Origin of the sequence: Pseudomonas extremorientalis, from assembly GCF_024584605.1 — a bacterium.
Taxonomy (GTDB): domain Bacteria; phylum Pseudomonadota; class Gammaproteobacteria; order Pseudomonadales; family Pseudomonadaceae; genus Aquipseudomonas; species Aquipseudomonas extremorientalis.
Window position 1 is genome coordinate 5,174,613 of the sequence record NZ_CP089519.1, and the last position, 20,349, is coordinate 5,194,961.

Below are 20,349 nucleotides of genomic sequence, written 5' to 3' on the forward strand. Positions count from 1 at the left end.
CGCAAGCGCCGTCGATAAAGGTTTTCAACCGATTAATTAGTCGAACGAGTTTTTCACTATAGCTTCACAAACTGACTACAGTGTCAGGGCGAAGATCGCGCCCATCGATATAAGGAAGTTGGACATGGGGTTTCTCAAAACAGCGCCTATGCGCTATTTGCTGCTGGTCACCGGTGCCTGGCTGTTGGTTTTCCTGCTCACGCGCAGCGTGCTGCTCATCACTCACCTGGACGAAGTCGGTGGCAACCTGCTGCCGGTGTTTGGCGTGGGCCTGCTGTACGACCTGGGCTTTCTGGCCTATGCCGCCCTGCCACTGGGGTTGTATCTGCTGCTGTGCCCACCTGCCCTCTGGCGCCGTCGCGGTCACCGCTGGTTCCTGCAGGCGGTACTGACCGTCAGCCTGTTCGCCATGCTGTTCACCTCGGTCGCCGAATGGTTGTTCTGGGATGAATTCGGCGTGCGCTTCAACTTTATCGCCGTCGATTACCTGGTGTACTCCGATGAGGTGTTGAACAACCTGCTGGAGTCCTACCCGATCGGCAAGCTGCTCAGCCTGCTGGCGATGCTCGCCGTTGTGTTGAGCCTGGTTCTGCGCAGACCGTTCATCGCCGCGATGAATGCACCGCTGCCGGCAATGCGGGGTCGCCTGGTCAATGCCCTGGGCCTGTTGGTGGTTGCTGGCCTCAGCCTGCAACTGATCAGCCAGGACAGCCCACGCGCCCAAGGTGGCAACGCCTACGAGAACGAACTGGCGAGCAATGGCCCGTATCAGTTTTTCGCCGCGTTCCGTAACAACGAACTGGACTACACCCAGTTCTATAAAAGCCTGCCCGCGGACGTTGTCGCCAAACAGTTGCGCGCCGAACTGAGTGAGCCCAATGCTCGCTTCATCGACAAGGACCCCTTGGATATCCGCCGCGCCATCGATAACCCCGGCACGCTGCGCACACCCAATATCGTGCTGGTGACCATCGAAAGCTTCAGCGCCAAATACATGGGCAGCAACGGCGACGAGCGCAACCTGACGCCCAACCTGGATGCGCTGCGCAAACAAAGCCTGTATTTCAATAATTTCTATGCCACCGGCACCCGCACTGACCGAGGCCTGGAGGCCATCACCCTGGCGATCCCACCCACGCCGGGCCGCTCCATTGTCAAGCGCATCGGCCGCGAAAGCGGCTTTGCCAGCCTGGGCCAGCAACTCACCGCCATCGGCTACGACAGCGTGTTCGTCTACGGCGGACGTGGCTACTTCGACAATATGAATGCGTTCTTCAGCGGCAACGGCTATCGGGTCGTCGACCAGAGCAGCGTGCCAGAATCGGAGATCTCATTTAAAAACGCCTGGGGCATGGCCGACGAAGACCTCTACAAACAAACCCTGAAACTGGCCGATGCCGACTACGCCAAGCAGCAGCCGTTCCTGCTGCAACTGATGACCACCTCCAACCATCGCCCCTACACGTACCCGGATGGGCGCATCGATATCAAATCCGGTAACGGCCGCGACGGTGCGGTGAAGTACACCGACCACGCCATCGGTGAGTTCCTGGAGGCGGCACGCCAGAAGCCGTGGTTCGATAACACGATCTTCGTGTTTGTCGCCGACCACACTGCCGGCAGCGCGGGCAAAGAAGACTTGCCCATCAGCAACTACCAGATACCGCTATTCATCTACGCCCCCAAGCTGGTCGACGCCCGGGAAACCGCGCAACTGGCCAGCCAGATCGACCTGGCGCCCACCTTGCTCGGCCTGCTCAACCTGAGCTACGAATCGACCTTCTTCGGTCGCAACCTGCTGCAAGACAACCCACTGCCACCCCGTGTGGTGGTCGGCAACTACCAGCACCTGGGGCTGTTTGACGGTAAAGACCTGGCGATCCTCAGCCCGCGCCAGGGCCTGCGTCGCCACGATCAGGCCCTGGGTGAAAGCCAGGAGCTGCGGGTGGGCAGTGATGACCCGCTGATCCTGCGCGCCATCACCTACTACCAGGCCGCCAGCTATGGCTTCAAACAGCAGTTGCTGGGCTGGAAAGCGCCGAAGGTCGCAGAACCCGCCATCAGCGCCCGCTGATCGCCACGCGTGGCCCTTGCCTCCTGCGGGGCAAGGGCGTAAGACTTGCGCCCATTCTCCGGCGACGACGCCTTTTCATGTCCGACACCCTGCTGCTGATCGAAGATGACCGCCCACTGGCCGCCCTGACGGCGGAGTTCCTGCGCGCCGAAGGTTTCAGCGTGGCGGTGGAGCACCGTGGCGACCGTGCCGCCCAGCGTATTCTCGACGAAAAACCGGCGTTGTTGATTCTGGATGTGATGCTACCCGGCATCGACGGTTTTACCCTGTGCCGACAGATCCGCGAGCAGTACCCCGGCCTGATCCTGATGATGACGGCACTCGACGAAAACGCCGAGCAACTGACGGGGTTCAACGTCGGTGCGGACGATTACGTGGTCAAACCGGTCGACCCGCTGTTGTTGCTGGCCCGTATCCGCTCATTGCTACGTCGCCATCCCCAGGCACCCCGTGCGTATTACCAGTGGGGCACGTTTCGATTGGACCTCGACTGCCATTTCGCCTGGCTCGATGAGGTGCCCTTGCAGTTCTCGGTGGCCGAGTTCGAATTGCTTGCGATCTTCGCCCGCCACTGCGGGGTGTTGCTGACCCGGGAAAAACTCCTGCAAAGCCTGCGCGGCCTGGAGTACGACGGGCTCAATCGCTCGGTGGATATGCGCGTGTCGCGCCTGCGCAAAAAGCTGATGAGCCTGGGCTGCCCGGTGACGATCCAGACTATCACCGCCCAGGGCTACCTGTTTGTCGAGACACCGCAAGAGGCCCGGCATGTTCTCTAGAGTGCGACCCTGGATGGCGATTCTCGCGGGCACCGGCTGGGGCGCGTTGACCCTGTATTTGCTGTGGTTGTGCGCCAATGCCTCGGTGTTTGTCGGCGAATACAGCTTTTTGCGCTTGATGGCCGGGCCGGGCTATCTGGTGGCGGAGCAGCTCAAGGCCTTGCCGGCTGACCAGCGTGAAGCGCGTATGGAGGTACTGCGCGCGCGCTTCCAGTACCCGATCCGGCTCGTCACCCTGGATGAGGTCGAACTGCCGCCCGAAGCGCTGATCATGCTTCAGCACCAGCAACCGGCGCAGAGCAGCGATGAAGACATCACCTATTTCCCGCTCGACGACAAAACGCTGATCCAATTCGGCCCGATCTGGGGAACCGCCGAGGTCAAGGACCTGCTGCAATTCCCGGTGTATGGGATCACCGCGTGCGTGGCCGGTCTGCCGCTGGTGCTGTGGATGTGGTTCGGTCTGCGCGCACGCCGCCAGCGTAGCGCCGACCTGCAAGCACTCGATGTTTGCCTGGGCACCCTGGCCCGTACGCCCAATGCGATGCTGCCAGCCATGGGCAAGGAATGGGCGCCCGTGCTGCAGACCTTGCAGCAACATGCACACGACATCAACGCCATGAGCGAACGTCACCGAGAGGTTTCCCAGGCCGTCTCCCATGAGTTGCGCACGCCGCTGGCACGCATGCGTTTTGCCTTGACCCTGCTGGGCAAAAGCGACGACCCGTCCACGCGCATACGCTTGCAGGAACGCCTGCAAACCGATGTGGAAGAGCTTGAAGCCCTGGTGCGCGCCAGCCTGGCCTTTGCCCGGATGGCGGGCGCACCCGCCGACCTGCAGCATGAGCCCATCCCTATCCGTGACTGGCTGCATCAGGAGTTTGCCTTGCTCGACGGGCACCAGCGGCGCCTGAGCCTGGACACCGAGCCGGCGGACCTGCAATTGATCGGCGACCGCGCCTTGTTGCATTTGATCGTGCGCAACTTGTTGAGCAACGCCATCACCTACGCCCGTGACCAAGTGAGCGTCAGCGCTGCCCACCAGGATGACCAGCACCTGGTGCTGCATGTGGACGACGACGGCCCCGGCATACTCGCCGAAAACCGCGAAAAGATATTTGAGCCGTTTGTGCGACTGGCCATGGGCGGCGATGACCCCGGCGGCTTCGGCCTCGGGCTGGCACTGGCCAGGCGCGCCAGCCAATGGCATCGCGGTGAGTTGTCCGTGGCGCGCAGCCCGTTGGGCGGGGCACGCCTGACCCTGATCCTGCCGCTGCGTCCGCAATAGCCTGCGTGTTACAGCCTGTGACAGTGAACCGTTGGCATTCTCCGTAATCTCGCCACCTGATCCAGGGTTGCCCCTGCGCCCTGGGTCCCCGTCCTCTGGACCCGGTTGGAGAGCCCGTTCATGCGTCCCCCAAAACAGCATTTATCCACGTTGATGCTATCGCTGTGTATCGTCGCCAGCGCACTACTGGCCAGCCAGGCGGCTGCCGTGAGCCGCGCAGCGCCTGACTTCACTGGTTCGATCAAGTCACCCGGCTACGACGCCCACACCCTTAAACTGCTGGGCGAGGTGACCATGTCCAGCCGCTGGCGGCGGCCCATACCCAGGCCACGCACTAAAGCCGCGACTCTGTCTGCCCAAGGCCCGCTCGGCCACACGTCTGCACCGTGGTCCGCTGCACGTGTGCCCTCGGCGCTTGCCAGGGGGATGACATTCAAGAAGCTGTTGCGACGCGGCGGCATGGGTTGAGCGGTCAACCGGACATAAAAAAACCCCGCCTGCATCACTGCAGGCGGGGTTTTTTATGAGCCGGGTAAGGCTGGCTTACATCATGCCGCCCATGCCACCCATGCCGCCCATGTCTGGCATACCGCCGCCACCGCCTACTTCGGCTTTCTTCGGAGCGTCAGCGACAGCCGCTTCGGTGGTCAGGATCAGGCCGCCGATGGAGGATGCTGCTTGCAGTGCGGAACGAGTCACCTTGGTAGGATCCAGGATACCCATTTCGATCATGTCGCCATAGACGCCAGTCGCGGCGTTGTAACCGTAGTTACCTTTGCCGTTCTTGACTTCGTTGACTACAACGCTTGGCTCGTCGCCGGAGTTGGCAGCGATCTGACGCAGCGGCGCTTCAACAGCGCGACGCAGCACAGCGATACCCACGTTCTGGTCAGCGTTGTCGCCGGTCAGGTTGGTCAGGGCTTCCAGAGCACGGATCAGCGCAACGCCACCGCCAGGTACCACGCCTTCTTCAACGGCTGCGCGGGTTGCGTGCAGGGCGTCTTCAACGCGGGCCTTCTTCTCTTTCATTTCAACTTCGGAACCGGCGCCAACCTTGATCACTGCAACGCCGCCGGACAGCTTGGCCAGACGCTCTTGCAGTTTTTCACGGTCGTAGTCCGAGGAAGTTTCGGCAACCTGGGCACGGATCTGAGCGATACGGGACTCGATGTCGCCTTCAACGCCAGCACCGTCAACGATGGTGGTGTTTTCTTTGGAAATGGTCACGCGCTTGGCACTGCCGAGGTGTTCCAGGGTGGCGCTTTCCAGGCTCAGACCGATCTCTTCGGAGATAACGGTACCGCCGGTCAATACGGCGATGTCCTGCAGCATGGCCTTGCGACGGTCGCCAAAGCCTGGCGCCTTGACGGCTGCGACTTTAACGATGCCACGCATGTTGTTCACAACCAGCGTCGCCAGGGCTTCGCCTTCAACGTCTTCGGAAACGATCAGCAGTGGGCGGCCGGCTTTGGCAACGGCTTCCAGCACTGGCAGCAGTTCGCGGATGTTGGAGATCTTCTTGTCGACCAGCAGGATCAGCGGGCTGTCCAGCTCGGCAACCATGGTTTCCGGCTTGTTGACGAAGTACGGGGACAGGTAGCCACGGTCGAACTGCATGCCTTCGACAACCGACAGTTCGTTTTCCAGGCCCGAACCTTCTTCCACGGTGATCACGCCTTCCTTGCCGACTTTTTCCATGGCTTGGGCAATGATGTCACCGATGGAGCTGTCGGAGTTGGCGGAGATAGTGCCTACTTGAGCGATAGCCTTGGTGTCCGCACATGGCTTGGACAGGTTTTTCAGCTCGGCAACGATGGCGATGGTCGCCTTGTCGATGCCGCGCTTGAGGTCCATCGGGTTCATGCCGGCAGCGACGGCCTTGTAGCCTTCGTTGACGATCGCCTGGGCCAGGACGGTCGCGGTGGTGGTACCGTCGCCTGCGTCATCGTTGGCACGGGAGGCAACGTCTTTGACCAGCTGCGCGCCCATGTTTTCGAAACGGTCTTCCAGTTCGATTTCTTTGGCGACGGAAACGCCGTCCTTGGTGATGGTCGGAGCGCCGAAGCTCTTCTCGATGATCACGTTACGGCCTTTCGGGCCCAGGGTCGCTTTTACTGCGTCAGCCAGGACGTTGACACCGGTGAGCATTTTCTTGCGGGCGGAATCGCCGAATTTAACTTCTTTAGCAGCCATGATCGATATTCCTTAAATACTTTGGAGTAACGGGAAAATGAGCGGGGAAATCAGTCTTCCAGAACAGCGAGAATCTCGTTCTCAGCCATAACCAGCAGGTCTTCGCCGTCGACTTTCACTGTGTTGCTGCCGGAGTAAGGGCCGAAAACAACCTTGTCACCCACTTTCACGGCCAGCGCGCGTACATCACCGTTCTCCAGGGTCTTGCCTGGGCCCGCAGCGACGATCACACCGTGGTTGGCTTTTTCAGCAGCCGAACCTGGCAGAACGATACCGCCAGCGGTTTTCTTTTCTTCTTCGCTGCGACGGATTACGACGCGGTCGTGCAGAGGACGAAGCTTCATTGTCGATCTCTCCTAATTGTGTTTTTCATCGGCCGGTATCAATTCCGGCGGGTTAAATTCCGGCGGTGCCGGTCGCGGTTCGCGGGGCGAAACGCGGAAGTCTGTCCAGTGTCACCACCAGAAACCTTGCGGTGACCGTTACATAAGGGCGCATATGCTTATTACAAGGGGCCGGGGATGAAATTTTTTGTGTCTGCCTGCGGGTAAACGCAGCACGGCACCCGAAGGTGCCGTGCCAATGAAGCGGTTATTTGCTGTCGCGGTGTTCGAACTCGCCTTCGATCACATCCCCTTCACGCCCCAGCGGCTGGCGCGGAGCGGGGCCGCCACGGGGTTGCAGGTCGTCGGCGAAAGCTCGCTGGCGAATCGCCGCCTCTTCGGCACGCTGGCGCATCTTGCCGGCCAGCAACTTGCGGGTGAACGGCAGCAGCATCACCAGGCCGACCACATCGCTGATGAAGCCCGGCAGGATCAACAGGCCACCCGCCAGGGCCATCATCAGGCCTTCAAGCATGGTCTGGGCGGGCAGCTCGCCACGGTTCAGGCTTTCACGGGCACGCAGCGCCGTGGCCAGGCCGGCGACGCGCAGCACCAGGACGCCGAGCATCGAGCCGAGAATGATCAGCAACAGGGCCGGGAAAAACCCGATCGCGCTGCTGACTTGAACGAATACGAACAGCTCCAACACCGGGAACAGCAGAAAGAGCAATAAAAAAGGGCGCATCAAATGGTTCCTCAACGCAAGAATGCCTTGCCAGTTCACCTTAGATGACGTCGCCGTTTCGTGAATTCAAGCGTCGGCGCTGGCTTTTTTCGGCCAGGCCTCGGCGTGGGCCAATGAAACCAGGGCTTCGCGTACTTGTGTCGGCGTGTTGCAAGGCTCCGCAAACGGCAACCAATATAAGGATTGGCCGACACGCAGGTGCATGCCTTCGCTGTCGATGCCGGCCAATTGGGCGGGCTCGGAGGTGGGCAAACCGCTGAGATCGACGTAATGGGCAATGGCCTTGGCGTGATCGCTGTTCATGTGCTCGATCATGCTGCGCTCGGCCTTGCCGGCGAACGGGTTGGCCAGGGTCAACTGGTCGACCCAGTGAATCGCGCCAAAGCCACCGATGTACCGGTGGCGTACGGGCTTGAGAACCCAGAAATCAAAGTCGTGGGCCTTGTGGTAGTTGGCAGAATCCGGGAAGTAGCGGTAATAACGCTCGGCCGCCGCCTCGATGGCGTCGCCCTCCTCCAGTTTTTCCGCTTCGGCCAGGTAGGTCAGGCGCCCGACGGCCTGCACATCATCGGCCTCGCGCTCCCCCACCAGCAAAGAGCATTTGGGATCTTTCTGCAGGTTGTGGGTGTGCTGGGCGATACGACTGATCAGGATCAACGGGCGACCCTGATCGTCGAGGCAATACGGTACGACCGAGCCGAACGGGAAGCCGGGCATGGCTTTGGACAAAGTGGAGAGAGCCCCACGGTATTCCTTGAGCAACAGCTCTCGGGCGTTCTTGGCAACCTGTGCGCTCAACGTATGACTCCTCGGGTATTCAGCCGCCCATGGCATATGGGAATGGATCTCAACGCAAGGTAATCATTATCGGCAAAGGTTGCCAAGCAGGTTTTGTTCGACCGTGTTACCAGGCCACGCCGAAGCCCGCGGTGTAGCGGGTCTTGCTCAGGCTGCTGTCGGAGTCGCCGCTGATCACGTCGCGCTCGGCCTTGAGGTTGAGGGAGGCCCACTCGGTGACTTTGTAGCGCAGGCCCATTTCCGCATCCAGCGAGTACTCAGCAGGACCGTCGATAGGCTTGCCCACCTCACCATTGGTGAAGAATTCGACGGTCTTGCCCACCAGGTAGCGGTTGTAGTTCCACTTCATGGCCAGGGAATAGAAGTTGTCCTTGCCGCCGTCGGCGTATTCATAGTCGGTGCGGTTGACCAGCGAGCCCAGGGAGAACGCCCCCAGCTCATCGTCCCAGAACTGGTAGCCAGGGCCGGTACCGACGGTGCGCTGGCGCGAGAGGTCTTCAACCTTGTCACGCTTGTAGGTCAAGCGCCCCTGCCAGAACCAGTGTTCGGTCAGGAAGCGGTCGAGATCGTATTCCAGTGCCCAGTTGTCGGTGGTGGTGACATCGTCCTGGAATTCGCGGTTGTACTCGCCCTGTCCGGTATGGCGCCATTGACCATGGCGTGCGGTGGTCTTGAAATCGATGTCGTAGTCGTTGGTGTCTTTGTCGGCGCGTTTATAGTCCAGCGCCATGTCCACATTGCCCTTCCACACCAGGTCTTCGATCACAGGCTTGGGCTTGATGATCTGCTGGATGCTTGCCAAGTCCACCGTCTTGGGCGCTTCACCGTTGGCCAGCACCACCTTGCCATCCTCCGCTGCTTTCAGGGATTTGGCTTTCTCGCCGGTGTAGGCGTCCTGCTTGACCAGCAACTCCTGGTCGCTCTCCAGGGTTTTCACCTGCTTCCAGTCCACGGGGATGGCACCGGCGTAGTCAGTCTGGATCAGCAATTTGCCGCCATCGAAGACTTTGATCTTGCCAGTCAGGCGGTCACCGTTCTTCAACCAGACGGTGTCGGCCAACAAGGGCGTGGAAGCACTGAAAACAGCGAGGCACAGCAGGGTTCTGGACAACATAAGCGGGTATGGGGCTCAAGGTTGGCGAAAAGGAGGCATTATCGTGTTAGATAGCTAGGACTGACTCAAGTATCGAGGTCGAGTTCAATGCTCATCGCGATGTTTACAGACGTTTCTTACAAATATGCCGACGATTTAAACGGATAGCCGCTCAATGAATCAACCTGCCGAGTCGCCGCAAAGCCCCGCCGAGATGCGCCGTACCGCGCTGTACCTGACCCTGGCGCAAGTGCCCGAAGGCTGCGTGGTGAGTTACGGCGAGCTGGCTCACCTGGCGGGCCTTGGCCGTGCCGCACGCTGGGTGGGCCGTACGTTGAGCCAACTGCCCGAGGACACCCGGCTGCCCTGGCACCGCGTACTGGGTGCCGGTGGTCGGATAAGCCTGCCGGTGGGCAGTGCCTCGGGTGACGAACAACGGGCGCGTTTGCGCGATGAAGGCGTCATGGTCCGCAACAATCGCGTGGATATTCAGCGCCATGGCTGGCGCCCGGTAGAGCACAGCGGTTAGAGTGCGCGCTTTGTTTCCGCAAATCTGAGGCAGACTCCAGCCCATGCCCCGTAAAACCTGGCGCGCCGCGCTCGCTGCCTATGCCAGCCCTTCGACGTTAGTCCTGTTGTTGCTCGGCTTTGCCGCCGGCCTGCCTTACATGTTGGTGTTCTCGACGCTTTCAGTGTGGTTGCGCGAGGCCGGTGTGGCACGCGAGACCATCGGCTATGCGAGCCTGATCGGTTTGGCGTATGCCTTTAAATGGGTCTGGTCGCCGCTGCTCGACCAATGGCGCCTGCCGCTGCTCGGTAAACTCGGACGCCGCCGTTCCTGGCTGGTGCTGGCCCAGTCGCTGGTGATCCTCGGATTGATCGGCATGGGCTTCTGCGACCCGCAGAAACACTTGTCCTGGCTGATCGCTATCGCCGTCATAGTGGCTTTCGCCTCCGCCACCCAGGACATCGCGGTCGACGCCTACCGTCTGGAAATCGCCGACGACAGCCGCCAGGCTGCGCTGGCCGCCAGCTACATGTCCGGTTATCGCATCGCCGCGCTGCTGGCCACGGCAGGCGCACTGTTTTTTGCCGAAGGGTTCGGCTCCACCGGTTTCAACTACAAGCACTCGGCCTGGACCGGCACCTACGTACTGTTCGGCGTGCTGATGATTCCGGCACTGCTGACCACGCTGTTCATGCGCGAACCTGATGTGCCACTGCGCACCCAGTTGCAGGCCGGGCGCTACAGCTTCGTACACCAACTGGCATCGGTGTTCGTGCTGATCGTGCTGCTGGTATCGGTACCGGCAATGTTTACCCAGTTGTTCAACACGGACTTCGGCAGCGTGATATTCCACGGCGTGAGCCTGTGGGATCTGCTGATGGAAGACCGCGCCTTCCTGCGCGCCATCCTCTATATAACCCTCACGTCGCTGTGCCTGTCGGCCATGGGTCGCCGGGGTCTGGCGCCGGTGCTGACACCGGTCAATGACTTCATCCTGCGTTACCGCTGGCAAGCGTTGCTGTTGTTGGGACTGATCGCCACCTATCGCATGTCCGACACCGTGATGGGCGTGATGGCCAACGTGTTCTACATTGACCAGGGCTTCACCAAGGACCAGATCGCCGGCGTCAGCAAGATCTTCGGCCTGATCATGACCCTGCTGGGTGCAGGCATGGGCGGCCTGCTGATTGTGCGCTTCGGTATCCTGCCGATCCTGTTCATCGGCGGTGTGGCGTCGGCCGGCACCAACCTGCTGTTCGTGATGCTCGCCGACATGGGCCCGGACCTGCAGATGCTGATCTTCACCATTTCCCTGGATAACTTCAGCTCAGGGCTGGCGACCTCGGCGTTTGTGGCGTACCTGTCGAGCCTGACCAACCTCAAGTTCTCCGCCACCCAATATGCCCTGCTCAGCTCGATCATGCTGTTGCTGCCACGCCTGATCGGCGGGTATTCGGGGGTGATGGTGGAGAAGTTCGGGTATCACAATTTCTTCCTGATCACCTGCCTGCTGGGCGTGCCGACGCTGTTCCTGATCGCGTTGCACTGGTTCCAGGAAAATCGGCGGGCGCGGTTGAGTCCGCCGACCGAAGACTGACAATGTGGGAGGGGCTTGCCCCCGATAGCAGGTTGTCAGGCGCTTATGTGTTACTGATCCACCGCTATCGGGGGCAAGCCCCCTCCCACATACCCCTCTGCGTTCTGATGCCTGTACTCCAGCAGCCGGCGCCCGTACAATCCCAAGTCATTTCAAGTCCAAGCAACCGACAACGGCCTACCATGCGTACCAGTCAATATTTGCTCGCCACACAGAAAGAAACGCCTTCAGACGCGGTCGTGATCAGTCATCAGCTGATGCTGCGCGCCGGCATGATCCGCAAACTGGCCTCCGGCCTGTACACCTGGCTGCCCATGGGCTTGAAGGTGATGCGCAAGGTCGAAGCCATCGTTCGTGAAGAAATGAACGCCGCCGGCTCTCTGGAAGTGTTGATGCCGAGCACCCAACCGGCTGAACTGTGGCAGGAATCCGGGCGCTGGGAAGAGTACGGCCCGGAGTTGCTGCGCTTCAAGGATCGCCATGGCCGGGATTTCTGCGCCGGCCCGACCCACGAAGAAGTGATCACCGACCTGATGCGCAACGAGCTGAGCAGCTACAAGCAGCTGCCGCTGAACCTGTATCAGATCCAGACCAAGTTCCGTGACGAAATCCGCCCACGCTTCGGCTTGATGCGCGGTCGCGAATTCATCATGAAGGACGCCTATTCGTTCCACGCTGACCAGGCGTCCTTGCAGGTCACCTACGACCGCATGCACCAGGCCTACTGCAACGTGTTCACGCGCCTGGGCCTGAAGTTCCGCCCAGTTGAAGCCGACAATGGCTCCATCGGCGGCGCCGGCTCCCACGAATTCCACGTGCTGGCCGAGTCCGGCGAAGACGACATCGTGTTCAGCAACGGCTCCGACTACGCGGCGAACATCGAGAAAGCCGAAGCCGTGCCACGGGAAACATCCCGCCCGGCGCCGGCCGAAGAACTGCGCCTGGTGGACACGCCGGATACCAAGACCATCGCGGCCCTGGTGGAGAAATTCAATCTGCCGATTGAAAAGACCATCAAGACCCTGATCGTGCGCGCCGAGGAGGAAGGCAAGCTGATCGCCCTAGTAATCCGTGGCGACCACGAGCTCAACGAAATCAAGGCCGCCAACCAACCTGGCGTGGCCAGCCCGCTGGTCATGGCCACCGACGCCGAACTGCGCGACGCCATTGGCGCCGGTGCCGGTTCGCTCGGCCCACTGAACCTGCCGCTGCCGATCATCATCGACCGTTCGGTCGAGCTGATGAGCGACTTCGGGATCGGCGCAAACATCGACGACAAGCACTACTTCGGCGTGAACTGGGAACGTGACCTGCCGGTGCCGACCGTGGCCGACCTGCGTAACGTCGTGGCCGGCGACCCTAGCCCGGACGGCAAGGGCACCCTGGAAATCAAGCGCGGCATCGAAGTCGGGCACATCTTCCAGCTGGGCAACAAGTACAGCAAGGCAATGAAGTGCGAAGTGCTGGGCGAGAACGGCAAGCCGATCACCCTGGAGATGGGCTGCTACGGCATTGGCGTATCCCGCGTGGTTGCCGCTGCCATCGAGCAGAACAACGATGACAAAGGCATCATCTGGAGTGACGCCCTGGCGCCGTTCCAGGTCGCCCTGGTGCCGCTGCGTTATGAAACCGAGCAAGTGCGCGAAGCCACCGACAAGCTCTATGCCGAATTGACGGCTGTTGGTTTTGAAGTGCTGCTGGATGACCGGGACAAGAAAACCAGCCCGGGCATCAAGTTCGCCGACATGGAACTGATTGGCATCCCGCACCGGATCGTGGTCAGTGACCGCGGCCTGGCCGATGGCAATCTGGAATACAAGAGCCGGACCGAAGCCGAAGCCCAACCGTTGCCGGTGGCTGACGTGCTGTCTTTCCTCCAGGCGCGTATTCGTCGCTGAAAACCAGATCAAGAGAAGTCATGTTCAAGCGAAACACCAGAGCCCTGGGGGGCGCCGCCTTGTGCGGCGCCCTGCTGGTCAGCGGCTGCGCCAACCAGATGTCGCAGCGCAGTGAGCACGAGGAGCGGGTCGAGCGTAAGTTGCTCGACCACAGCCTGCAGATCGATGTCGGCGAGCCCAAAGTGCTGGAGCTGCCGCAACGCCGGGTTCGCATTCACGAGCAGAAGACCTTCGAGGTCACCGAGTTCGAAGTCACCCGTCGTTACGACCGCTATACCCCTTACCAGCCCTGGCGCAAGCTCTACGAGATGCCCTTGGGTGCAGTCGCCCTGGTGGCGGGCGCGGGCGCCAACGTGGCGAATATCTTCGCCCTCGGCCACCTGCCGACCAGCATGACCCATGACTGGCTGATCTATGGCGTGGACGGCCTCAACCCGTTCATGAACGTGCAATCCCACGGCCGTGCGCAACAGAACCTGGCGGGTATCGATGAAGTCCAGCGCGACAAGCGCGTGGAGTATTCGAGCCTGCCCTGGAGCGAACGCCCGGTGCAGGTCACCGCCGGCAAGCAGACCCATGAGTTGACCACCGACCGCAACGGCGTCCTGCGCCTGAACCTGTTGGACAGCCCATTTGCCGAGCAGGACCTGAACCGCGTCACGACCTTGAAGATCAGTGTGGAAGATGGCCAGGACGATGTGCATTCGGACTCGACCCTGGCGATCAGCAGCACCCTGCGCGGCAAGTTGCTGGAAGCCCACGGCCTGATCTACGACGACTTGGAAGACGACGAAGTCAGCCAGTGGGTGCACCGGGTCAAGCGCTTGTCGGAACTGGGCCTGGAAGAAGAAGCCAGCGAACTGGAACAGAGCCTGATCGAACTGACCCGCAATGATCCCGAGTTGCAGCAAGAGTTTCTGCAGGCGCTGACCAAGGATGCGGGGCGGCTAGTCGCAGATCCTGGAGCACGCTGAGCCCCTCAAATTGTTGGCGGTCAAATGTGGGAGGGGGCTTGCCCCCGATTGCAGCGGGTCAGCTATAGATAGGCTGGCTGATCCACTGCTATCGGGGGCAAGCCCCCCTCCCACAATTTGCTCCCCATTTTTACCAGGAGAATTCGAGCTGCTCGTTGCCGTTACTCAGATCCAGCAAGCGCACCCCAATCCCCAACAAGCGCACCGGCTTCCCCCCCCGGTTGAACGCCTGCGTCAGCAACTGTTGATAACTCTCCAGGTCCCGCCCTGCCCCCGCCTGCTCCAATGTGGTCTGGGTAAAGTCATGAAACTTCACCTTCACGAACGGCTTGCCGGCCCGGTAACTGCTGTCGATGCGCGCCATGCGCCCGGCCAGGGTTTCCATCAGCTCCGGGAGTTTGGCCAGGCAGCTTGAGAGATCCGGCAGGTCGACATCGTAGGTATTTTCCACACTGATCGATTGCCGACGACTATCGTTCTGCACCACACGGTCATCGATCCCACGCGCCAGGCTCCACAGCCGCTCGCCAAAACTGCCGAATTCGCGCACCAGCGCCAGCTTGTTCCACTCGCGCAGTTGCAGGCAGTCTTCAATGCCCAGGCGTGCCAGTTTATCGGCCGTGACCTTGCCCACACCGTGCAACTTGCTGACCCGCAACTGCGAGACAAAATCTTCGACCTGGTCCGGGGTAATCACAAACAGGCCGTTGGGCTTCTTCCAGTCGCTGGCGATCTTGGCCAGGAACTTGTTCGGCGCCACGCCTGCGGACACGGTGATATGCAGTTGGTTGGAGACACGGCGACGAATGTCCTGGGCGATGCGCGTGGCGCTTCCGCCAAAGTGCGGGCTGTCGGACACATCCAGGTAAGCCTCATCCAGCGACAGCGGCTCGATCAGGTCGGTGTAGTCGCGAAAGATCGTCTGGATTTCCTTGGAGGCTTCCTTATAGGCATCCATGCGCGGCTTGACGATGGTCAGGTCCGGGCACAGCTTCAAGGCATGTCGCGACGACATGGCCGAGCGCACGCCATAGGCGCGTGCCTCGTAGTTGCAGGTGGCGATCACCCCGCGCCGGTCCGCCGAGCCGCCCACCGCCAGCGGTTTTTGCGCCAGGCTCGGGTCATCGCGCATCTCGATGGCGGCGTAGAAGCAATCACAGTCGACGTGGATGATTTTGCGCTGCGTCATATAAACGGGGTGTTTACCTACGGGTGGCCAGTATCGCACTCACACCTGTATATAGCACCAGTAGTTTGAATCTTCCGCTTGAGCGGTAGGAAAATTCCAGGATGAATTTATTTTCTCAATCGGATTTGCCCTTACGATAGAGCTGAAAGCCTCGGCCAGACTGGGCCCGAGGGGTATCAAGGGGCCTTTATAGAGAGCTAAGCGATTGAACCACAAGCGCTTTTCTTTAATTCACAGGTTGACACACCGGCGTTCCTCTGTAGAATGCCGACACACAGACGCGGGATGGAGCAGTCTGGTAGCTCGTCGGGCTCATAACCCGAAGGTCGTCGGTTCAAATCCGGCTCCCGCAACCAAACATCAAGAAAGGCTACTCGAAAGAGTGGCCTTTTTTGTGCGTGCCTGTTTTGTCATGTACGAAAATTGTAAGACAAAAAAATCTTTGCCATCGCGCACTTACGGTGCATGACCAACATTCAGAGGCCAATTCACACTTATTTGACCCATCGGCCCGATAACGGTTGACACCTCGGCGTTGGACTGTAGAATGCCGCCCACAGACGCGGGATGGAGCAGTCTGGTAGCTCGTCGGGCTCATAACCCGAAGGTCGTCGGTTCAAATCCGGCTCCCGCAACCAAACATCAAGAAAGGCTACTCGAAAGAGTGGCCTTTTTTGTATCCGGTGAAAAAGTTCTTCTGAAACAATGGCATGGCATCTTTCATGAAACCGCGCGCGGTTTGTAGAGTCCATCTCATTGCAAGCTATGCTCAATGCTCAAGCGCTGCCCTCTACGACCAATGGCCGCAGTCGCCGCCCCCGGCGATACGCGTTAATATTTGTAATTATTTTGTCCATAGGGATTGGTAACTTGGCTGGATACCTCCATCCTGTCGCGCACAATCCACGAGGTGATTGATGCGCGCCAACTCGTCTGAAACACAAGACACTGTCACAGCAGAACAACCGATCACACCCACCCGCTTGCGTTGGCTGGATCTGGTGAGCAAGTATCGGCAGCCTATCGGGCTGGCCGTCACCTTATTGCTGTTTGCCATCGCCCTGATCGCCTGCCGCCACCTGCTGCTGGAGCTGGACCTCTACGCGCTCCACGACTCGATCCTGGAAGTGCCCAAGCCAGCCCTGCTCGGTGCGTTTGCCGCAGCCGTCGCCGGTTTTGTCATTCTATTAGGCTATGAGTTCTCCGGCGCCCGCTATGCCGGCGTGAACCTGCCCGCCAAGACCCTGGCCCTCGGTGGTTTCACCGCCTTCGCGATCGGCAATGCCATTGGTCTGTCGATGCTTTCCGGCGGATCGGTGCGCTACCGTTTATATGCACGCCATGGCATCGGTGCATCCGAAGTCGCCCATATGACCGTGTTCGCCAGCCTGGCGCTGGGCACTGCCCTGCCGCCACTGGCTGCATTGGCAACACTGAGTAACCTGCCCGCCGCATCAACCTACCTGCATTTGCCACAAGCGGTGCTGGGCGGTATTGCTGGCGCGGTGCTGCTGTTGTCGGCGGTCTTGTGCATCGGCATTTATCGCCGCCGCCTGCCGGAACAGCCCTACCCGGACAACCTGCTGGTAAAAGCCGGCCGCCGCACCTTGCGCCTGCCGGGCCGTCGCCTGACCTTCCTGCAACTGATCATTACCGCACTGGACGTTGCCGCTGCCGCTACCGTCCTTTATATGCTGCTGCCGGAGGCGCCACCCTTCGGCCCCTTCCTGCTCGTGTACCTGCTGGCGCTGGCCGCCGGTGTACTCAGCCATGTACCGGGTGGTGTGGGTGTATTCGAAGCGATCCTGCTGGCGGCGTTCGCCGACAAACTGGGCGCCGCGCCACTGGCCGCCGCCCTGCTGCTGTACCGCATGATCTACGTGGTGCTGCCTCTGCTGATCGCCTGCGTGTTCCTGCTGGTCAACGAAGCCCAGCGCCTGTTCCAGACCCAGCAAAGCCTGCGGGTCGCCTCGGGGCTGGCAGCGCCGGTACTGGCCGTCCTGGTTTTTTTGTCCGGCGTGGTCCTGCTGTTCTCTGGCGCCACGCCCGAAATCGACTCACGCCTGGAAAACATCGGCTTCCTGATTCCTCACCGCCTGATTGACGCCTCGCACTTTGGCGCCAGCCTGATCGGCGTGTTGTGCCTGTTGTTGGCCCAGGGCCTGCGTCGACGCCTGTCGGCCGCCTGGATGCTGACCATGGTGCTGCTGCTGGTGGGCGCCCTGCTCTCGCTGCTCAAAGGCTTCGACTGGGAAGAAGCCAGCCTGATGACCATGACCGCGATCCTGCTGGCGATCTTCCGACGCTCGTTCTATCGCGCCAGCCGCCTCACCGAGCTGCCCTTCTCGCCGCTGTACCTGGTGGCCAGTGTCTGCGTACTCGGGGCGTCGATCTGGCTGCTGCTGTTTGCTTACCAGGATGTCCCGTACAGCCATCAGCTGTGGTGGCAGTTCACCCTGGACGCCAACGCCCCACGTGGCCTGCGCTCGCTGCTGGGCGCCGCCGTGTTGCTGGTGATCGTGTCCCTGACCTGGCTGCTGCGTACTGCGCGCCCGGTGATCCATCTGCCGACACCCGATGAACTGGAGCGCGCCAGCAAGATCCTGATGGCCTCTTCCCAGCCTGACGGCGGCCTGGCGCTCACCGGCGACAAGGCGCTGCTGTTCCACCCCAATGATGAAGCTTTCCTCATGTACGCCCGTCGCGGCCGCAGCCTGGTAGCCTTGTACGACCCGATTGGCCCCACCCAGCCACGGGCCGAGATGATCTGGCAGTTCCGTGACCTGTGCGACATCCACCACGCCCGCCCGGTGTTCTACCAGGTGCGTGCGGAGAACCTGCCGTACTACATGGACATCGGCCTCACCGCGATCAAACTGGGCGAAGAAGCCCGTGTCGACCTCAAACGCTTTGACCTGGAAGCCAAGGGCAAAGAGATGAAGGACCTGCGCTACACCTGGAACCGCGGCTCGCGGGATGGCCTGTCCCTGGAGATCTGCGAACCGGGCACGGCGCCGATGGACGAACTCAAGGTGATCTCCGATGCCTGGCTGACCGGCAAGAACGTACGGGAAAAAGGCTTTTCCCTGGGACGCTTCAGCGACGACTACCTCAAGCACTTTCGCATCGCGATCATTCGCTTCGAAGGGCGCCCGGTGGCCTTCGCCAACCTGCTTGAGACCTACAACCATGACCTGGCCAGTCTCGACCTGATGCGCGCCCATCCGGACGCGCCCAAGCTGACCATGGAATTCATGATGGTCGGCCTGATTCAACATTATAAGAGTCACGGCTATGCCCGCTTCAGCCTCGGCATGGTGCCGTTGTCGGGCCTGCAACCACGACGCGGCGCCCCGTTGACCCAACGCCTGGGCTCGATGGTGTTCCGCCGTGGCGAGCAACTGTATAACTTCCAAGGTTTGCGCCGCTTCAAAGACAAGTTCCAGCCTGACTGGGAACCCCGTTACATGGCCGTGCCCGCAGGACTTGATCCGCTGGTGGCACTGGCCGATACCGCCGCCCTGATCGCGGGCGGCTTGACTGGATTGGTGAAACGCTGATGATTCGACGCTCCTGGCGGTATGTATTGGCCTTTGTAGTGCTGCTCGCCCTGGTCCTGGGTGGCGGCTATTGGTACTGGAACCGCCCTGCCCCTCAGCCGGTGCTGGAGCAACTGCCCCAGGCCGACGGTTCGGTCATGACCCGGGTGACCCCCAACGGCACGCCGAAAGCCCGCGTGGCCGTGGCCGTAATGGCCGATGAAACCCTGACCGACAGCCAGTTGATTGCCCTGAGCCAAGGCGGCAAGGCGCAGATTGTCCAGGTGGTCCTGCCCAAGGATGACTGCAAGCTGCAGGAACAAGCGCTGCAAGGCGCCCTGGCCCAGCTCAAGGGCCCGGCGACACTGGTCAGCGGCATCGGCCCTGGCGCTGCCCTCGCCTGGCGCTGGCTGGCCACCCAGAACGACGACAAGGCCAACGCCATCTCCGTCGGCTTCGCCCTGGTGCAGGAAGGCTGCAAGGACCCACTGCCGAAGACAGCCGCCCACGGCAACTGGCTGGTGGCGTGGAACGACAACCCTGACGATGAAAGCGCCAGTTTCGTACGCGACACACCGCGCGCCACCACCAGCATCAGCGACTACGACATTCATTACCCGCAAGTGCTGAACAACGAGCTGCGCAAGCAACTGGTGGGCTCGGACAATGGCGGCCTGGCAATACCGGTGGTTGAAGTACCGGCCGGCCAGGCCAAGGACACTGTCACCCTGTTCCTGTCCGGCGACGGCGGCTGGCGCGACCTCGACCGTGACGTGGCCGGTGAAATGGCCAAGATCGGTTATCCGGTGGTGGGCATCGACACCCTGCGCTATTACTGGCAGCACAAGACCCCGGAACAAAGCGCCAAGGACCTCACCGAGCTGATGCAGCACTACCGTCAGAAGTGGGGCACCAAGCGCTTCGTACTGACCGGCTATTCGTTCGGTGCCGATGTACTGCCGGCCATCTACAACCGCCTGCCGGAGAACGAGCAGCAGCGTGTGGACGCAATCATCCTGCTGGCATTCGCACGGACTGGCAGCTTCGAGATTGAAGTCGAAGGCTGGCTGGGCAACGCGGGCAAAGAAGCGGCCACAGGCCCGGAAATGGCCAAACTGCCGGCTGACAAAGTGGTGTGCATCTACGGCGCCGAAGAAGTCGACGAGAGTGGCTGCACAGACAAGACGGCTGTAGGTGAAGCCATCAAGTTGCCAGGCGGGCATCACTTCGATGAGAACTACCCGGCGCTGGCCAAGCGGTTGGTGGATATCATCGTCAAGCACCAAACCAAAACCGAATAAGCCCGAGCCTTACACAAATCAAAATGTGGGAGGGGGTTTGCCCCCTCCCACAT

At 60.9% G+C, this 20,349-nt stretch carries 16 protein-coding genes and 2 tRNA genes; 12 read left to right on the plus strand and 6 right to left on the minus strand.

Going from position 1 to position 20,349, the window contains the following annotated elements; genetic code table 11:
* Nucleotides 1–124 precede the first annotated feature (124 nt).
* The 4 genes from LUU92_RS23355 (at nucleotide 125) to LUU92_RS23370 (ending at nucleotide 4,606) form a co-directional block, all read left to right on the plus strand.
* Nucleotides 125–2,074, plus strand: coding sequence for an LTA synthase family protein (locus LUU92_RS23355; protein WP_257102707.1), 1,950 nt, complete (start codon nucleotides 125–127; stop codon nucleotides 2,072–2,074).
* Between the two features lie 77 nt (nucleotides 2,075–2,151).
* Nucleotides 2,152–2,850 carry a response regulator gene (locus LUU92_RS23360; RefSeq protein ID WP_071489303.1) on the plus strand — a complete coding sequence of 233 codons (699 nt, stop codon included), beginning with the start codon at nucleotides 2,152–2,154 and terminating at the stop codon, nucleotides 2,848–2,850.
* Nucleotides 2,840–4,138, plus strand: coding sequence for an ATP-binding protein (locus LUU92_RS23365; RefSeq protein ID WP_257102708.1), 1,299 nt, complete (start codon nucleotides 2,840–2,842; stop codon nucleotides 4,136–4,138). The genes LUU92_RS23360 and LUU92_RS23365 overlap by 11 nt, the downstream gene beginning before the upstream one ends.
* A 120-nt stretch (nucleotides 4,139–4,258) precedes the next feature.
* Nucleotides 4,259–4,606 carry a hypothetical protein gene (locus LUU92_RS23370; protein ID WP_222540365.1) on the plus strand — a complete coding sequence of 116 codons (348 nt, stop codon included), beginning with the start codon at nucleotides 4,259–4,261 and terminating at the stop codon, nucleotides 4,604–4,606.
* 75 nt (nucleotides 4,607–4,681) lie between these two features.
* Here LUU92_RS23370 and groL read toward each other — a convergent pair whose 3' ends face one another.
* The 5 genes from groL to LUU92_RS23395 all read right to left on the minus strand — a co-directional run bounded on the left by groL (nucleotide 4,682) and on the right by LUU92_RS23395 (nucleotide 9,311).
* Nucleotides 4,682–6,331, minus strand: a complete 1,650-nt coding sequence (groL, locus tag LUU92_RS23375) for a chaperonin GroEL (RefSeq protein WP_257102709.1) — start codon at nucleotides 6,329–6,331, stop codon at nucleotides 4,682–4,684.
* Nucleotides 6,332–6,381: 50 nt separating this feature from the next.
* Nucleotides 6,382–6,675 carry a co-chaperone GroES gene (locus LUU92_RS23380; RefSeq protein WP_003193940.1) on the minus strand — a complete coding sequence of 98 codons (294 nt, stop codon included), beginning with the start codon at nucleotides 6,673–6,675 and terminating at the stop codon, nucleotides 6,382–6,384.
* A gap of 247 nt (nucleotides 6,676–6,922) precedes the next feature.
* Nucleotides 6,923–7,399: an FxsA family protein gene (locus tag LUU92_RS23385; protein WP_016975517.1), complete on the minus strand. Its 477-nt coding sequence runs from the start codon at nucleotides 7,397–7,399 to the stop codon at nucleotides 6,923–6,925.
* A 66-nt stretch (nucleotides 7,400–7,465) separates the two neighbouring features.
* Nucleotides 7,466–8,197, minus strand: coding sequence for a HugZ family pyridoxamine 5'-phosphate oxidase (locus LUU92_RS23390; protein WP_071489299.1), 732 nt, complete (start codon nucleotides 8,195–8,197; stop codon nucleotides 7,466–7,468).
* Between the two features lie 106 nt (nucleotides 8,198–8,303).
* Nucleotides 8,304–9,311: a DUF481 domain-containing protein gene (locus LUU92_RS23395; protein WP_071489298.1), complete on the minus strand. Its 1,008-nt coding sequence runs from the start codon at nucleotides 9,309–9,311 to the stop codon at nucleotides 8,304–8,306.
* Between the two features lie 154 nt (nucleotides 9,312–9,465).
* Here LUU92_RS23395 and LUU92_RS23400 point away from each other — a divergent pair, with 154 nt between their 5' ends.
* The 4 genes from LUU92_RS23400 (at nucleotide 9,466) to LUU92_RS23415 (ending at nucleotide 14,267) form a co-directional block, all read left to right on the plus strand.
* Nucleotides 9,466–9,819 (plus strand): MGMT family protein, encoded by a 354-nt coding sequence (locus tag LUU92_RS23400; RefSeq protein WP_071489297.1) that lies wholly within the window; start codon nucleotides 9,466–9,468, stop codon nucleotides 9,817–9,819.
* Between the two features lie 43 nt (nucleotides 9,820–9,862).
* On the plus strand, nucleotides 9,863–11,395 hold the full coding sequence (locus LUU92_RS23405; protein WP_071489296.1) for an AmpG family muropeptide MFS transporter: 1,533 nt from the start codon (nucleotides 9,863–9,865) through the stop codon (nucleotides 11,393–11,395).
* 182 nt (nucleotides 11,396–11,577) lie between these two features.
* Entirely contained in the window at nucleotides 11,578–13,293 is a 1,716-nt protein-coding gene (locus LUU92_RS23410; protein WP_257102710.1) for a proline--tRNA ligase, read from the plus strand.
* Between the two features lie 20 nt (nucleotides 13,294–13,313).
* Nucleotides 13,314–14,267 carry a hypothetical protein gene (locus tag LUU92_RS23415; protein ID WP_222540366.1) on the plus strand — a complete coding sequence of 318 codons (954 nt, stop codon included), beginning with the start codon at nucleotides 13,314–13,316 and terminating at the stop codon, nucleotides 14,265–14,267.
* A 130-nt stretch (nucleotides 14,268–14,397) separates the two neighbouring features.
* On the opposite strand, the gene dinB is transcribed toward LUU92_RS23415, so the two are convergent.
* On the minus strand, nucleotides 14,398–15,456 hold the full coding sequence (dinB, locus tag LUU92_RS23420) for a DNA polymerase IV (RefSeq protein WP_064054577.1): 1,059 nt from the start codon (nucleotides 15,454–15,456) through the stop codon (nucleotides 14,398–14,400).
* A 279-nt stretch (nucleotides 15,457–15,735) separates the two neighbouring features.
* Between dinB and LUU92_RS23425 the strand changes: the two genes are divergently transcribed.
* The 4 genes from LUU92_RS23425 (at nucleotide 15,736) to LUU92_RS23440 (ending at nucleotide 20,296) form a co-directional block, all read left to right on the plus strand.
* Nucleotides 15,736–15,812, plus strand: a tRNA-Met gene (locus LUU92_RS23425).
* 205 nt (nucleotides 15,813–16,017) lie between these two features.
* Nucleotides 16,018–16,094 (plus strand) — tRNA-Met (locus tag LUU92_RS23430).
* Nucleotides 16,095–16,373: 279 nt separating this feature from the next.
* Nucleotides 16,374–19,016: a bifunctional lysylphosphatidylglycerol flippase/synthetase MprF gene (mprF, locus tag LUU92_RS23435; RefSeq protein WP_071489293.1), complete on the plus strand. Its 2,643-nt coding sequence runs from the start codon at nucleotides 16,374–16,376 to the stop codon at nucleotides 19,014–19,016.
* Nucleotides 19,016–20,296, plus strand: coding sequence for a virulence factor family protein (locus LUU92_RS23440; protein ID WP_071489292.1), 1,281 nt, complete (start codon nucleotides 19,016–19,018; stop codon nucleotides 20,294–20,296). Before mprF ends, LUU92_RS23440 begins: the two co-directional genes overlap by 1 nt.
* Nucleotides 20,297–20,349 lie beyond the last annotated feature (53 nt).

What these genes read in the sequence shown, in the direction of transcription:
- LUU92_RS23440 (WP_071489292.1), top strand. Translation starts at nt 19,016, where the DNA reads ATGATTCGACGCTCCTGGCGGTATGTATTGGCCTTTGTAGTGCTGCTC.
- LUU92_RS23400 (WP_071489297.1), top strand. Translation starts at nt 9,466, where the DNA reads ATGAATCAACCTGCCGAGTCGCCGCAAAGCCCCGCCGAGATGCGCCGT.
- LUU92_RS23370 (WP_222540365.1), top strand. Translation starts at nt 4,259, where the DNA reads ATGCGTCCCCCAAAACAGCATTTATCCACGTTGATGCTATCGCTGTGT.
- LUU92_RS23365 (WP_257102708.1), top strand. Translation starts at nt 2,840, where the DNA reads ATGTTCTCTAGAGTGCGACCCTGGATGGCGATTCTCGCGGGCACCGGC.
- LUU92_RS23360 (WP_071489303.1), top strand. Translation starts at nt 2,152, where the DNA reads ATGTCCGACACCCTGCTGCTGATCGAAGATGACCGCCCACTGGCCGCC.
- LUU92_RS23380 (WP_003193940.1), bottom strand. Translation starts at nt 6,675, where the DNA reads ATGAAGCTTCGTCCTCTGCACGACCGCGTCGTAATCCGTCGCAGCGAA.
- dinB (WP_064054577.1), bottom strand. Translation starts at nt 15,456, where the DNA reads ATGACGCAGCGCAAAATCATCCACGTCGACTGTGATTGCTTCTACGCC.
- LUU92_RS23405 (WP_071489296.1), top strand. Translation starts at nt 9,863, where the DNA reads ATGCCCCGTAAAACCTGGCGCGCCGCGCTCGCTGCCTATGCCAGCCCT.
- mprF (WP_071489293.1), top strand. Translation starts at nt 16,374, where the DNA reads ATGCGCGCCAACTCGTCTGAAACACAAGACACTGTCACAGCAGAACAA.
- LUU92_RS23410 (WP_257102710.1), top strand. Translation starts at nt 11,578, where the DNA reads ATGCGTACCAGTCAATATTTGCTCGCCACACAGAAAGAAACGCCTTCA.
- LUU92_RS23395 (WP_071489298.1), bottom strand. Translation starts at nt 9,311, where the DNA reads ATGTTGTCCAGAACCCTGCTGTGCCTCGCTGTTTTCAGTGCTTCCACG.
- LUU92_RS23415 (WP_222540366.1), top strand. Translation starts at nt 13,314, where the DNA reads ATGTTCAAGCGAAACACCAGAGCCCTGGGGGGCGCCGCCTTGTGCGGC.
- LUU92_RS23355 (WP_257102707.1), top strand. Translation starts at nt 125, where the DNA reads ATGGGGTTTCTCAAAACAGCGCCTATGCGCTATTTGCTGCTGGTCACC.
- groL (WP_257102709.1), bottom strand. Translation starts at nt 6,331, where the DNA reads ATGGCTGCTAAAGAAGTTAAATTCGGCGATTCCGCCCGCAAGAAAATG.
- LUU92_RS23385 (WP_016975517.1), bottom strand. Translation starts at nt 7,399, where the DNA reads ATGCGCCCTTTTTTATTGCTCTTTCTGCTGTTCCCGGTGTTGGAGCTG.